The organism is Micromonospora sp. NPDC003241 (assembly GCF_053589795.1).
The window spans coordinates 14,637-28,458 of the sequence record NZ_JBSFSO010000021.1 but is presented as its reverse complement, the minus strand read 5'-3'; the positions used below and the strand labels follow the sequence as shown (position 1 = coordinate 28,458).

Sequence of the window (13,822 nt, the reverse complement as noted above, 5' to 3'; positions counted from 1 at the left end):
GCTCAGGAGCTGCGGATGCAGCAGCCCTGGCAGACCTTCGGCGTGGGCAGGGTGAAGGCCAGGCAGCAGGTGCGGCGCTGCACGGTCGGCTCGCCGTTGCGGCCCGGCACCAGCTCCACCAGGTCGGCCAGGTCGAGCGCGCCGAGCAGGGTGTCCACCGCCTCGACCGCCGAGCCGGGCAGGCTGTCGGCGGCCCGGAGCACCCCGTGCGCGATGCCGGAGGCCACCGAGCCGAGCAGCGTACGCGTGCCGATCCGGACCTCGCCCTGGATAGCGGTGATCACCGGCGACAGGTGCGCGTCCAGCAGCGTGCCGCGCAGCGCGGTCAGCAGGGCCTGCTCGTCGGCGAGCACCCGGACCTGGGGCAGCCCGGACAGGGCCAGCGGGTCGTTGGGCAGGACCGCGATCGGGGTGGACCGGCGCAGACCCAGCGTGATCAGGGTGCGCGGGTCGGCGAAGTGCACGAGGGCGGCGTCGGCGTCGAGCAGCGGCACCCGTCGGGCGACGGCCCAGCCGAGCACCACCGGCAGCGCCGCCCAGTAGCTGTACGCCTTCCAGGCGACCGCGGCGGAGGCGTGCGGCGTACCGCCCCAGAGGCGGACCGCCGAGTCGAGCAGCTCCGGCACCTGGACGCCACTGGTCAGCGTCGTCGCCGGGGCCCAACCCGCCTCGTCCGGCACGACCAGCCCGGCGGCCAGGCCGGGCAGCGCGTCGGTGCCGAACATGGCCCGCAGGGTCGCGGTGACCGGAGCCAGCGGAGCGGCCGAGGCGGCGTGGACGGGCAGCACGGCTGTCACCTGTTCCACCCCCCGTCCGAGACCCCGATGGCCAAACTAAGGCTAGCCTAACCACACTTCGGCTGCGCGGGGAACCCGGAAAGAGGGGGAAAGCGAGAGGCTCGGATCACTCGGCGGTCGGCGGTCACGCTGAGTGTCGTACCGGAGACTCGGGGCAGTATCGGTAGAAAACGCTCACGGGTCAAGGGTCCTGTCGAGAAGGTGCCAGTTGTGTGCGTGATCGGCGACGCAACGTGAAACTTGATGCACCCGGCCACGAGGAAGCTGATGACGACCTCACCGCTCGATCGGGCTGCCGACTCGTTCGCCGCCGAACTCGCACGGCACCGGACGGAGCGGGGGCTGTCCAAGAAACAACTCGCCACCCTGATGGGCTTCGACCCGTCCTACGTCAGCCACGTGGAAGGGCGGCGGCACCGACCCACCGAGGACTTCGCCCGGCGCGCGGAGGCCGTCCTGGAGGCCAGCGGCGCGATCTGGCAGCGGTTCCGGGAGTACGACGACCTGCGTCACGCCCGCGCCGAGCGGCACCACCGGGAACCCGTCCTCCCCGGCCAGTGGATGCCGCCAGGCACCGGACTCATCGTCGAACGCGAGACGGCCATCCTCACGCACACCGACGACTCCTACCACTGCGTCATCCGTCGGGAGCTGTACAACGCCGGCACCGAACCGGTCACCCGCTACCTCGTCCGGATCGCCGTCGACCGCTACCCGAACGACCCGGGCCGCTCCAACCGGCACCACCGGGAACACCCGCTCACCTTCGCCGAACTGCAACTGAGCGCATTCCGCGAGGAGTCCGGCGAGCGCGAGGCCATGCACTGGCGGGCCAAGCACGACCGGGACGCCTTCAAGGAGATCTGGCTGCTCTTCGAGAACGCCGACCGCCGCTTCCCGCTCTACCCGGGTCGCCGCGCCACCATCGAGTACGCGTACACCGTCGGGCGGGACAAGTGGGGCCCCTGGTTCCAGCGGGCGGTCCGCGTACCGACCCGGCACCTCGCCGTACGCCTGGATCTGCCGGTGGCGCTGGACCCGCAGGTCTGGGGCGCGGAGACCTCGCTCTCGGCGGAGGAGGGGCCGCTGCGCACGGCGGTGACCCGGCGGGACGAGGGCGCCCGGGCGATCTTCGACTGGGCGACCGACGAGCCGCCGCTGAACGCCCGCTACCGGATGCAGTGGCGCTTCCGCGCCGAGCCCGAGACCGAACCGGAGGGCGGCCGGGTCCGGCCGTCCGACCGGATGCGCGGACTCGGCATCGTGCAGCGCGGCGTCGACCTGCTGCGGCAACCGGCCCGACCGTTCGACCTGCCCCGCGAGGAACAGTCCGCCCGCGAGATCGTCGACCGGCTGGTCACCGCGGTGGCCCGGCTGGACGAGGTCCACCCGTTCACCAAGGGAGTGGGCGTCGCCGCGCCGCAGCTCGACATCGGCCGGGCGGTGGCCGTGGTCCGCCCGCCCGATCGCACGGCCGAGCCCGTCGTGCTGCTCAACCCCCGGGTGGTCGAGGCCGCACCGGACACCGACGAGCAGTACGAGGGCTGCCTCTCCTTCTTCGACCACCGTGGGCTGGTGCCCCGGGCGCTACGGATCGACGTGGAGCACGCGCAGTTCGACGGCGGACGGGTGATCACCTCGTTCGAGTTCGGCATGGCCCGCCTGGTGGCGCACGAGATCGACCATCTGGAGGGTCGGCTGTACGTGGACCGGATGGCGCCCGGAGTGCCGCTGGTGCCGGTCGAGGAGTACCGCGAGTCCGGGACCCCCTGGCGCTACTGACCGCGTGCCGCCACCGCGTCCGCTCCGGAGCGCGCCCGCACGGGTGGTGCCACCGCGCCCGCCCGGGTGGGAACGACGGCCGGACGGGCGCGGGTGGCGTGGGCGGTGCCGGTCCGCCCGATCAGGGGGGACCGGGGCGCGTGCCCCAGGGGGCAGGGGCACGCGCCCCGGCTCGGGGGGAGAAAAGCTCTACAGGTTGCCGAAGGTGTCGTACCGGGTCTGTTGCGGCGGGACGTCGTCGGCGGCGAGTACCCGCAAAGTCGACCGGACCATCGAGACGGAGCCGGAGACGTAGCAGTCGTGCGCGGTCCACGGCCCGTACCGGGCCACCACGTCGGAGATGTCACCCTGCTCGCCGTCGAAGTCCGGGTCGTCGCTGCACGCCGGGGTGACCGACAGCCACGGATGGGCCGCCACCAGTTCCCGCAACCGGTCGAGACCGTACAGGTCCGCCTCGGTACGGGCGCCGTAGAAGACGTGCACCCAGCGCGCCCGGTTGTAGCCGGCCAACTCCTCCACCAGCGCTTTGATCGGCGCCAGCCCGACCCCACCGGCGACACAGAGGATGTCCCGCTCCGACGCGCGGTCCAACGTCATCGACCCCATCGGCGCGGCCACCCGCAACAGGTCACCCGGCTTGATCCGGCGGACCAGCGCACCCGAGACCCAGCCGGCGGCCTCCGACGGCGTACGCACGTGGAACTCCAGCACGTTCTCGTCGTTCGGGGCGTTCGCCACCGAGTACGTCCGCCACACCCGGGGATGGTGCCGGGGCGCCTCCACACTGACGTACTGGCCGGCCTTCCAGGACAGCGGATGTTGCAGCGCCCGGCAGGTGAAGACGGCGGTGTCCGAGCCGTACCGCCGGTGGGTCAACACCTCCGCGTGCCAGAACGGCGGGTTGTCGTCCGCCGCCGCCCCGGCCAGCATCTTCTCGGCGATCGCCGCGTACGCGTCCCGCCACGCCTGGTCGTACTCCAGGTTCCAACCGTCCCCGGCGGTGCTGCGCAACGCGTCCAACAACGCGACACCCATCGTGTCGTAATGCGCCGTGTCGACGTGGTACTTGCGGTGGTCCCGACCCAGCGCCCGCAGGAACTCGTCGAACCCCTCCGGGTCGTCGACGGTGTGGATCGCCGTGATGATCGCTTCGAGGAGCCGGTCACCCTGCCCGGACATCTGCACCGGGAACAACTTGCGCAGCTCCGGGTCGAGGAGGAAGACCCGCGCGTAGAAGTGGTCGGTCAACCGGGCCCGATCCTCCTCGACCAGGGCCCAGCTCTCCTTCAGCAGCCGCGCGAAGTTGTCCACCTGGGAGCGCTCCTTCTTCTGCCGGCGGGATCGGGAACACCGATAGAATGTCCACGGAGCGTGCATGAAGGTCGCACAGAATGTGCGATCCGACGTGAGGCGCGCTCAGTGGCACCCGGATGCCACCAGCGCAGACGGTCGGGCACAGTGGTGCGGTGACCGCAGAGCTCACCCGCCCGACGTCCCGTCGGACACTCGGCACCGAGACGATGCTCGTGCTCGGCCTCTCGCTCGGCCAGTCGGCCGTCTACGCCACCGTCTCGATCATCGCGAAACTGACCGCCGAGGGCGGACTCTCCCGGCAGACCGCCGCGCTGAACACCTCCGCGTCGGCCCGGCCGTACCTCGACCTCACGTACCAGCTGCTCGGCATCGTCTTCGCGCTGCTGCCGGTGCTGCTCGCCGTACACCTGCTCACCCGTGACCCCGGCGACCCGGTACGCACCCTCGGCCTGGACGCCCGACGGCCCTGGGCCGACCTCGCCCAGGGAGCCGGGCTGGCGGCTCTGATCGGGCTCCCCGGCCTGGTGCTGTTCTGGGCGGCGGCCCAACTCGGCATCAACGCCACCGTGGTGCCGGCGGCGCTGCCCGACCTCTGGTGGACCGTGCCGGTGCTGATCCTCGCCGCCTTCCAGAACTCGATCCTGGAGGAGGTGATCGTGGTCGGCTACCTGATGACCCGGCTACGGCAGCTCCAGTGGCGCGTCGGCGCGATCATCGCCACCAGCGCCCTGCTCCGCGCCTCCTACCACCTCTACCAGGGCTTCGGCGCGTTCATCGGCAACGCGATCATGGGCGTCGTGTTCAGCCTCTTCTATCTGCGTACCCGCCGGGTGATGCCCTTGATCGTGGCGCACGCCCTGCTCGACATCTTCGCCTTCGTCGGCTACAGCCTGCTGCCCCGAGAATGGTTCGACTGGCTCTGACCGCGCAGGCGCCTGGTCTGAGTGGCGGTCGCGCTCCCGGATGGTCGGGCTGGCCCCCGCCGGGGGGCGCGGGCTGCCGTGGGGTCGGGTCCGGCGGGCCGTGGTCAGCGACGCCGGGGCGGGCGGTAGGCGGCGACCGCGCGGGAGGCCAGCCGCTGCGCCGCCGCCGAGTCACCGACCGCCGCCGTCACCAGCGCCGCACCCGGCAGCACCCGGGACGCCCACCGCAACGCCAGCCAGCCGCCCGCCTGCGCGGCCAGCGGCGCCGCCAGCCGCCAGGCCGCCTCGGCGGCCCTCGGCCCCGGCTGCTCGCCCGGCCCGTCCGCCGCCCGAGCCGCCGCCAGCGCCGAGCGCGCACTCGCCTCGTCCGGATGCACCTGCGCCAACACCAGCAACTCCACCGCCCGCTCCGGATCCGCCGGATCGCGGCCGTACGCCGCCGCCAGGTGCAGCACCAGGTTCGCCTGCGTCCAGAGCACCGCCGCCAACTCCACCACCGGCGCGAAGGCACCCGCCAACGATGCAGTCGCCCCGCCGACCCCCGCCTGCCGGACGAACCGCCGGCCGGCGAGCCGGGCCAGACCGTCGCCGTCCGCCTCCGGGTACCGCTGCCGCAGCCGCCGCGCCCACGCCGCCGCCCCCGGCCCGAGCGCCTCGACCGCCGTCAGGGCGAGCAGCTCCGGGGCATAGCCCGGGTGGTCCAGCACCCGCACCACGAGCATCCGCAGATCAGGCGTACGCCCAGCGAGCCCCGCCTCGCTCCCGTCGGCCGAGGTGGCGCCGGTCAGCGGCGTCGGCTCGGTCAGTGCAGGTGGGGTCTCGGCCGGTGTGGGTAAGGTCGGGGTCGGCTTGCCTGGGGCCGGCCCAGGTCGGGCCGTCTCAGCGGATTCCGGTCGCGTTGGATCGAACTCGGTCGGATCGCCAAGGTCGGCGTCGGTCTGCGCTGCGGCGGTCAGCGTCGTGGTCGGCTCGGCCGAGATCGGTTCGACGGCCTGCACCGCGTGGAGGGCGTCGTCGGTCCGGTCCGACGCGACCTGCTCCGTCTGTGGCGCCGCACTGTCCGGTCCGGCTCCGGCTGCCGCGACCCCGGTCGCCTTCGTCGCAGCCTTCCGTACCGGTGCGGCCTTCACGGCTGCCTTCCTCGCCGTCCTCTTCACCGGTGCTGACCCGGAGGAGGGAGTCTCCGCCGTAGCTGCCTTCCTCGGCGCGGCCTTCCTGGCCACCTTCCGGCCCGAACCCGCCTGCGCCGCCGCAGTCGCATCGTTCCGCCCGTCGCCGGCCGGCGGGGCCTCGGTCGCATTCGGCTGCCCGTCGCTCGGCGAGGGTGTCTCGATCGCATCGTTCTGCTCGGTGCTCATCGACGGCGTAGGGGCTGCTGCCGCCGTCCGGCGACTGGCGGCGGGGCCGGTGGCGACCGGTTCCGGCCCGGTCGGCCCGGGGTTCGATCGAGGCGCCTTCTTCGCGGCGGCTTTGCGACGCGTGGGCGCAGGGGTATCAGGAACTGCCCCGTCTGCTTTGGGAACCCCGCTTCGGCCCGGCCGACTCTCCGGATCCGATGCCGGTCCGGCACCGGGTGGGGGCGCAGTCGCAGACGGTGGCGTGGGGGTGAACGGTGTCCTGGACGAAGCAGGACGAGTCTGGCGGGGCACCGGCTGCTCCGGGACGGGTGGCGGCTGGAAGATCACACCCGGCGCGGCCTTCGTCCGACGAGGTCGACGCCCGCCCTCGTCCTCCTGCGGCTCAGTCTCGCGCGGAGGCGCGGGCGCCGGAGGGGGTGTGAACGTCGCCTTCGGGGAGCGGCGACGCGCTTCCCGAGCAGGTTCCGGACGGTCATGATCGCGTGGCGACTCCTCCTGCATGTCGATGGAGCGTAGTCGCGATCACGGCGCCGCACAGCTCAAGAATCCCCTCGCCGGTCTGCGGGTCGGCGGGATCCGGTAGTCGCTTTGCCCCCGGACGGGCGGGGCCTGTATCCTCGGGCGCGGTGGTCTGCGGGCCACCAGGGAGACTTCGCCTAGTCTGGTCTATGGCGCCGCACTGCTAATGCGGTTGGGGTCTTAAAGCCCCTCCCGGGTTCGAATCCCGGAGTCTCCGCGCGAAAGCCGGGTGTGTAGACTGGCTGAGCACCAGCGCCCGTAGCTCAACGGATAGAGCATCTGACTACGGATCAGAAGGTTAGGGGTTCGAGTCCCTTCGGGCGCACAAGATCGACAAGGCCCTGACCTGCTATAACGGCGGTCAGGGCCTTGTCTGTTTCTGTCCATGAGGGACGGTTGGCTGCTCGGTGGCTGCTCGTGCGACGAGCATCCCCTGCGTGTCGGACTGTCCGGGGGCGTCCGGTCGGGTCCGCGTGAGCTTGACGATGCCGAACTTGCACTCATCCTCGATTAATCCACGAAAGTTGATCGAATGCGTGGAGAAGCGGGTCCGTGAGAGCGTGATTCCGCACCTTGCCGTCGACGTGAACCGGCGCGTTTTTGTGTTGTGGCGCGACGTGGTGGGCCCGCGGTGGGCGCTGGCCTGCTTTGGCGTAATCGGTTACGGTGACGTCGCTCTTTGTCGATGTGATCTGTGTGCGGGTGTGGAGGGGCGGTCGCTGTGATCGATCCGCAGCGGGTGCACGATGCGAAGGTGGCGTTGGGTGCGAGGCTTGCGGGCTGGCGTCACGCGCGTGGGTTGACTCAGTTGGCGTTGGCGCGGCGGGTGCCGGTTTCCCGCACCACGATCGCTTCGGTGGAGCGTGGGCGGCAGTGTCCGGACCGAATCTTCTGGCAGCGTTGTGACGCGAATCTGGCGGCTGGTGGAGAGTTGCTGGCCGGCTATGACGACTATCGGCGCCTCAAGCGGCAGCTTGATCTGGAGAAGGCTGAGGCGGATCAGCGCGCACGGTGGGGTGAAGCCGAGGATCGCTCGTGGCCGGCGGGGGATGGCCGTGCTTCGTTGACCGGGGCACCGAAGCCGACGTCGGTCAGCGGTCCGGGCGGTCTGATGGCACCGCGGCCGGAGGTAACCATCGTCGGCGCGGGCGACGTGGGCGAGGGTGACGTCGCTACGCTTTCGGTCATGTCCGACGGGCAGGCGATGTCAGTGCGGGTGAGTCGCAGGGCTCTGCTGGAACTCGCCGCTGGGCTCGCGACTGTGCCGGCCATGACGATCACCGGCGAATCTCACTCACGGGCTGTTGATCCGGCTGTAGTGGACCATTACGCGGAGCTTCGCGCGTTCCTGGTGCGGGCGGATGACCGGCTGGGTGGCCTGACGATTCTGTCGACGGTCGAGCAGCAGATCACCACGATCGCCGTGCTGCGGAGGCAGGCGCGTGGGTCACTTCGTGACCAGTTGCTCAGCACGGAGGCCCGGTGGAGTGAGTTCGCTGGTTGGCTCAGTGACGATCTCGGTGACCGGGCGGCGGGTGGCCGCTGGCTGGACCGGGCGGGAAGCATGGCGCAGGAAGCCGACGATCAGGAGTTCTGGGCGTACGTGCTGGCGCGTAAGGCTCAACGGTTGGTGGGCACCGGTGACGAGGACCGCGTCGTCGGGATTGCTCGTGTGGCGGCCCGCCTGCCGGATACGCCTGTTCTCGTGCGTGCCTTCGCCGCCGTGCAGCAGGCGCATGGCAGCGCCATCGACAATGACGCCTGCGCATTCGAGGCCGCGATCGAGCAGGCCCACGAACTCGTCGCGACCGCTCGCACGGCCGGGGATGACAGCACACTCGGTTCCTTCTGCACCCGGCCGTATCTGGCGGCGCAGGAAGGTGAGGGGTGGCTGCGCCTCAACCAACCCCGAAGGGCCGTCGACAGTTTCACCGCCGCCGTCAACGAGTGGCCTGACCGGTACCGACGCGAGCGGGGCGTGTACCTGTCGCGCACCGCACACGCCCACCTGGCGGCCTCGGAGCCCGTCCGTGCCGCCACGGTCGCGGCACAAGCGTTGACCGTCGCGACCACGACCGGCTCGGCCCGAGTACACCGCAACGTCACCGTCCTGGCCCGCCGCCTCGAACCCTTCGCCGGCCAGCCGGAAGTCCGGCACCTCATCGACAACCTCGCCGCAACCAGATGAACCATCAGCCGCCCGAACAGGCTTATCCGCCGCAACCGCCGGATGTGGCCGTCGTCGGCCGCGCCAACATCGACATCACCGTGCGGATCCCCAGGCGGCCCGTGCCCGGCCGCACGACGTTCGCCTCGTCGCCCGCGACGACCACCCCGGGCGGTAAGAGCCTCAACCAGGCGGTGGCCGCCCGCCGGGCGGGTGCCCGCACCAGCCTGATCAGCACCGCCGGCGACGACCAATGGGGCGCCTTCCTGCACCAGGCACTCATCGACGCGGCCGTCGACGTGTCCCACTTCCACCTTCTACCGTCGACTCCGACCGGCATCGCGATCATCGAGGTAACCCCCGACGGGGAGAACTACATCGTCCTCGCACGCCCTCCCGCCACCGAACTCACCGCCGCGCACGTACGCACCGCACTACAGCAACTGCCGGCCCCGATCGTCATCACCCAACTCGACCTCCAGCCCGACGCCGTGCACGCCGTCCTCGACCACCACCGCGCCAGCACGCTCATCGGCAACCTCGTTCCACATCCCGCACTCGGGACGACCGTGCTCGGCGGGCTCGACCTGTTCGTCTCGAACGAGACCGAAGCGGCAGCCATCCTCGGCCGCCATTACACCGACCCGTCGGTCGCCGCCCAAGAACTGCGCAAACTAGGGCCACGAGCAGCCGTGGTGACCGCCGGCGCTCGCGGAGCCGCCTACAGCAGCCCCGACCACACCTCACTCGTACCCGCACCACACATCGACGCCATCAACACCACCGGCGCGGGCGACACCTTCCTCGGCACCCTCACCGCCGAACTCGCCCGCGGGATTCCACTACCCCACGCCATCGCCCAGAGCGTCGCCACCGCCACCACGCATGTGAGCACCACAAGAGGGCAATAGCACCCGCTCCGCACTCTGCCGAACGCTCGATCCCGAGCAGCCGCCAACAATGACGACGATCTCGTCGACCACCTGGCAACCGGATCTGCCGAAAGTAGTGCGTCTGCATCACCTCATGGCATATGGTTCGTCTTCCTGGCCATCCCCTGGCGCTCGTTGGCTTTGGCAACCAGCTCGCAACTTTTCGGATTATTTCGGTTGCCTCGACCTTCAAGTAGCGCCCAAATCTCTACCCAGTTAAGGGCGTGGCACCAGCCGGTCGCACGAAGATGACGACGTGCCGTGCGCGTGTGATCGCTACCCTGAGGACCCGGCGGGCTGCCTGACTGCGCGATTGGTCCCAGTTCGGGTCGAGCAGCGGGGCGGCGTACTGATCTTCCACAATGATGACCCCGTCGAACTCCTTGCCCTTGGACTTGTGCATGTTCATAAGGCTCACCGCAACGGGTTCGGCCTGCACTGCTTCCAGCGCCTCGGCGGCCAGGACCTGCCGGACCGTCTGAGCGGCATTGGTGTAGGCGTCGCGCCCGTTCCATGCATCCATGAGTGCCCATGCAAGCGCATCGGTGGCCTTAAACAACCGCAGCAGGCGCGCCCTGCTGAAGATTTCCTCCAGCTCGCTGGAGCCGTCCAGCCGGGCGCGGGCGATCTGCCAGTCGCTGACCGGATCGCCGTTGAGCTGAATGCCGTCGTCAACGGCAGCGATAATAACCTTGCCCGTCTTCGAGAGCACCGTGGTTCCCCTATGGAACGAGGAGATAGCTCTTTCGATGGTGGTTATTTTGGCGCGGGCACCCGCCGTGCCTCCAGACAGCTTGGTCCTGTAGAAGTCCGCGATGGCGGCCATCGTGCTGCTGATCGCTTGTACTCGGGAGAGGCCGGGCCACTCCATGACTGAGGCCACGACGTATCCGGCGGCGGCGGATAGCTCCGGGTCCCAGTTCAGCTCATGGTCGACAGCTCGCAAGATCCTTTTCGCGTTTTCCGGGTCCTCACGATTTTCCGAAATTGTCTCCGAGATCCGGGCGACGAGCGCGTTGGTTGACGCGAGCACTGCGATCGTGGGCGTGTGGCCCAGGTGCCTCTCCAGATGGCCGTGTATGGCGATGATCGCCCGGTGAGCTTGTGTCTTGTAGGTGGCGGGCCAGGCATACGCCCAAGTGGCCACGCTGGCAGGTGGCGGGCTGGGGGCGTTGCGCAGCACGGCGTTGGCGTAGTCCAGCAGCCCACCACCTGGACTGCGGTGATTGTCCTTAGATAAATCGAACGGTGTCGGGTTCAGGTACTCGTTGGCCTGCTCGAGACGTTTGTCATCGACGCCTTCGACGAAGTCGAAGATCCTCTGGTCGGGGTCGGCGAGGCATGCGATCGTTGACGCCTGGCTCAGTGCCTGGACCGCTTTCCACTGATCGTTGTTCGTGTCCTGAAACTCGTCGACGATGATCAGCGGGTAGGTGTCGCTGTAGAGTTCGCGAACCGCAGGATTGCCACTCAGCAGGGTCGCTGCGGTGCCAGCGAGCCGGTCGAACACATAACGGCCCTCGTCTCGGGCGAGCCGGTGGGTCTCCTGGGCCCAGTCGCTCTGGAAGTCGGCGCGGATCTGTCGTTCCCGGTCGGGTGCGATGAACGACGACGGCTTGCCAGCCAGCAGGGGTCCATGGGCGCGGACGAGTTCGAGGAAGAAGGAGTGGAAGGTGCGTACCTCCAGCCGGCTGCTGGCCGTGGGGCGGAGCAGTCCACGCATGCGGTCGGAGATCTGGCGTACCGCCGCCCGGGAAAAGCTCAAGAAGAGCACTCGCTGCTCGGGCTCTAGGCTGTCGAGCATGGTGGCGGCCTTGAGAAGGGCGATCGTGGTCTTGCCGCAGCCGGGGCCGCCGAGAATGAGCAAGTGCCCTTCTGTGGCAAGGATCTCGCGCCGTGTGTCGTCGAGGTCCACCGTGCTGCTCAGTTGTCCGGCTCCGCTGTCGCATCGACGGGTGGGGACGCAGGCGGACGCAGATCCGCGTCGATAGCGAGCAGGAAGGACACAAGCATAATCGGCAGTTCAGCCCGGCTGGGGCACTCGGCGATCAGCAGTGCCGCGTAGCCGCCGTTATCCCCCTTCCGGTCCTGCAGCAGCTTGCGGACGTGTGCACGAACCTCGTCGTCGGTAGCTGTCTCCGACAGCGGTTGGGTGCCGAACGGAAAGTCGGGGCGGGTGCTCACCGAAGCGGCGAAGTGTCTTTGGACATCGACCGGCACTTCTGTGACGAGTAGCTTCTCGATACCCATATACGGGATCTCTTGGTACCGGGTGAACCGGGCAGTTTTGGCTGCTTGGTCGGGCGTTAACGGCTCCCTCGGGGTGTCGTGGATGCCGAACACCGGCTTGCCCATGTCAGCGAAGACCGGGGCGAACAGCGGTACCGAGACGTCGTTGCCAGCATCGAAGATCGAGATGCCAGCCAGGTCGGGATGCAGGTAGTCCGTGACGGTCTCATCCTGGTCGAGAACGTCGGCGACGGCCCGAAAGACGGCAGCCTCCGTCGCACCTTCCACCACGAGCACGGCTCTGGCCAACACCGCCTCGGCGAACTGGCGCCGATTGTCGCGGTAGCGCTTGAGCTTGAAGCCGGCAGGCAGGACGACGTTAGTGCTGCTCAGTGTTCCCGCGTTGTCGCGGGCGAGGACCACGACCCTGTCAGGGGCGAACTTCTCGATGACGTACGGCGAGTGGGAGGTGATGATGACCTGTCCCATGCGACTAACCACGAAGTCAACCAGCCGGCGCTGTGCGTGTGGCGGCAGGGCGATCTCGGGCTCCTCCATCGCGAAAATCACCGAGTGGTCGCCCTTCAACTCGGCGATATAGGTCAGTAGGGCAAACACCAGCAGGTTCAGCGAACCGGTGCTGAGCCGGTTGAACGGGACGCCGTGCGCGCCCGGCTGCGTGGCCAGAAAGAGCCGCAGGACCTCGCGCAGGTGCTCTCGGGTCAACTCGGATACCCGTACATCGATCGCGCCGGGATCGTCCGTCAAGCTGAGGAACCGCTCCACCCGGGAACGGACCTCGGTCCGGACCTTCATGAACGCCGAGCCCTCCCCGGCGATCACGACCTCGTCCAAGTCCCGCAGCGTCCTTTCCCACAGCTGTCCGGCGGACTCCGCCTCCAAGCGCACGATGGTGTCGAGCAGGGAGCCGCGTTGAAAGCTCAGCGCCCGGTTGCCCGTGCGATTGGGCCGCAGGTAGAGGAAGCCGCACAACCGCTTGTCGTCCCGAGTGAACGGTGCCAACCCGGCACCCAGTCCGACGGACAACTCGGTGAAATCGTCGACCACCCGCTCAGGGTGGGCGAAAAACGTCCCGCCCTCGAAGTCGTCCTCCGCAGGGTTGAATCGACCCAGGAAGACTAGCGGCAGGCACCACTCGTCCTGCTCGATTCCCTCGCCGGACTCCTGCGGTGATGGTTCGGCGAAATCGGATCGCGGGGATGACCAGCGACGGAGGTGGCTACGGAAACGTCGCGCAGCCTCGGACGTCAGGTCGGTGAGCACCACCTCGATACGCACCTCGGGCAGAACTCCGTCTACCTCCTGATACCGAGCGGCATAGAAGTCGTACTCATCGATGACCGGCCGCCGAAACATCCGCTCCGGCCCGAGAACAAGCTCCAAAGCCTCGCACACCGTGGACTTACCCACGCTGTTGCCACCGACGAGCAGCGCGTTCCCGTCGAGCAGCACCGTGCCACTGAGCACGCCCCGGAACTGATGCAGTGTCACCCGCCGGACCTGCACTCATCCTCCAAGATCGTCCTGATATTCAGACACCCGAGTATCCTGCGCGTCGTCACGCCGCGCTACGTCCCTACGTCTCCCGGCCGCACCCTTTAGGTCCGAGGTGGCCGACCGCTGCTTCCATCTCACCGACCTTCCGGACACCCTGACGGCGACGAAGGCCAGCCGGCGAAGCGCATTTGTCCGGGAGGCGCCTTTTGCTTGAAGGGAGCGGCTCGCGGCGAATCTGGTCACGACCGAGGGAGGCGGTGATCCGTCACGGGTAGCTAGTCCG

General features: G+C 69.0%; 9 protein-coding genes and 2 tRNA genes. 6 read left to right on the top strand and 5 right to left on the bottom strand.

The window, feature by feature from the left end; genetic code table 11:
- Positions 1–2: 2 nt before the first annotated feature.
- On the bottom strand, positions 3–785 hold the full coding sequence (locus ACWDVW_RS18100) for a hypothetical protein (RefSeq protein WP_449950216.1): 783 nt from the start codon (positions 783–785) through the stop codon (positions 3–5).
- Between the two features lie 279 nt (positions 786–1,064).
- Here ACWDVW_RS18100 and ACWDVW_RS18095 point away from each other — a divergent pair, with 279 nt between their 5' ends.
- On the top strand, positions 1,065–2,579 hold the full coding sequence (locus ACWDVW_RS18095) for a peptide deformylase (protein ID WP_449950063.1): 1,515 nt from the start codon (positions 1,065–1,067) through the stop codon (positions 2,577–2,579).
- Positions 2,580–2,768: 189 nt separating this feature from the next.
- Here ACWDVW_RS18095 and ACWDVW_RS18090 read toward each other — a convergent pair whose 3' ends face one another.
- A complete protein-coding gene (locus ACWDVW_RS18090; RefSeq protein ID WP_449950061.1) occupies positions 2,769–3,890 on the bottom strand; it encodes a globin domain-containing protein in 1,122 nt (373 codons plus the stop codon).
- A 155-nt stretch (positions 3,891–4,045) separates the two neighbouring features.
- Here ACWDVW_RS18090 and ACWDVW_RS18085 point away from each other — a divergent pair, with 155 nt between their 5' ends.
- Positions 4,046–4,816: a CPBP family intramembrane glutamic endopeptidase gene (locus tag ACWDVW_RS18085; protein WP_350698087.1), complete on the top strand. Its 771-nt coding sequence runs from the start codon at positions 4,046–4,048 to the stop codon at positions 4,814–4,816.
- Between the two features lie 104 nt (positions 4,817–4,920).
- On the opposite strand, the gene ACWDVW_RS18080 is transcribed toward ACWDVW_RS18085, so the two are convergent.
- Positions 4,921–5,946, bottom strand: coding sequence for a hypothetical protein (locus ACWDVW_RS18080; RefSeq protein ID WP_449950059.1), 1,026 nt, complete (start codon positions 5,944–5,946; stop codon positions 4,921–4,923).
- Between the two features lie 873 nt (positions 5,947–6,819).
- Between ACWDVW_RS18080 and ACWDVW_RS18075 the strand changes: the two genes are divergently transcribed.
- The 4 genes from ACWDVW_RS18075 (at position 6,820) to ACWDVW_RS18060 (ending at position 9,771) form a co-directional block, all read left to right on the top strand.
- Positions 6,820–6,910, top strand: a tRNA-Ser gene (locus ACWDVW_RS18075).
- A gap of 35 nt (positions 6,911–6,945) precedes the next feature.
- A tRNA-Arg gene (locus ACWDVW_RS18070) sits at positions 6,946–7,018 on the top strand.
- A gap of 396 nt (positions 7,019–7,414) precedes the next feature.
- Positions 7,415–8,881: a helix-turn-helix transcriptional regulator gene (locus ACWDVW_RS18065; protein ID WP_449950056.1), complete on the top strand. Its 1,467-nt coding sequence runs from the start codon at positions 7,415–7,417 to the stop codon at positions 8,879–8,881.
- A complete protein-coding gene (locus tag ACWDVW_RS18060) occupies positions 8,878–9,771 on the top strand; it encodes a PfkB family carbohydrate kinase (protein WP_449950054.1) in 894 nt (297 codons plus the stop codon). Before ACWDVW_RS18065 ends, ACWDVW_RS18060 begins: the two co-directional genes overlap by 4 nt.
- 229 nt (positions 9,772–10,000) lie before the next feature.
- On the opposite strand, the gene ACWDVW_RS18055 is transcribed toward ACWDVW_RS18060, so the two are convergent.
- Both ACWDVW_RS18055 and ACWDVW_RS18050 read right to left on the bottom strand, forming a co-directional pair.
- Complete coding sequence (locus ACWDVW_RS18055; RefSeq protein WP_449950052.1) at positions 10,001–11,707, bottom strand: UvrD-helicase domain-containing protein; 1,707 nt, start codon at positions 11,705–11,707, stop codon at positions 10,001–10,003.
- Between the two features lie 8 nt (positions 11,708–11,715).
- Positions 11,716–13,533: an ATP-dependent nuclease gene (locus tag ACWDVW_RS18050; protein ID WP_449950050.1), complete on the bottom strand. Its 1,818-nt coding sequence runs from the start codon at positions 13,531–13,533 to the stop codon at positions 11,716–11,718.
- Between the last annotated feature and the right edge of the window lie 289 nt (positions 13,534–13,822).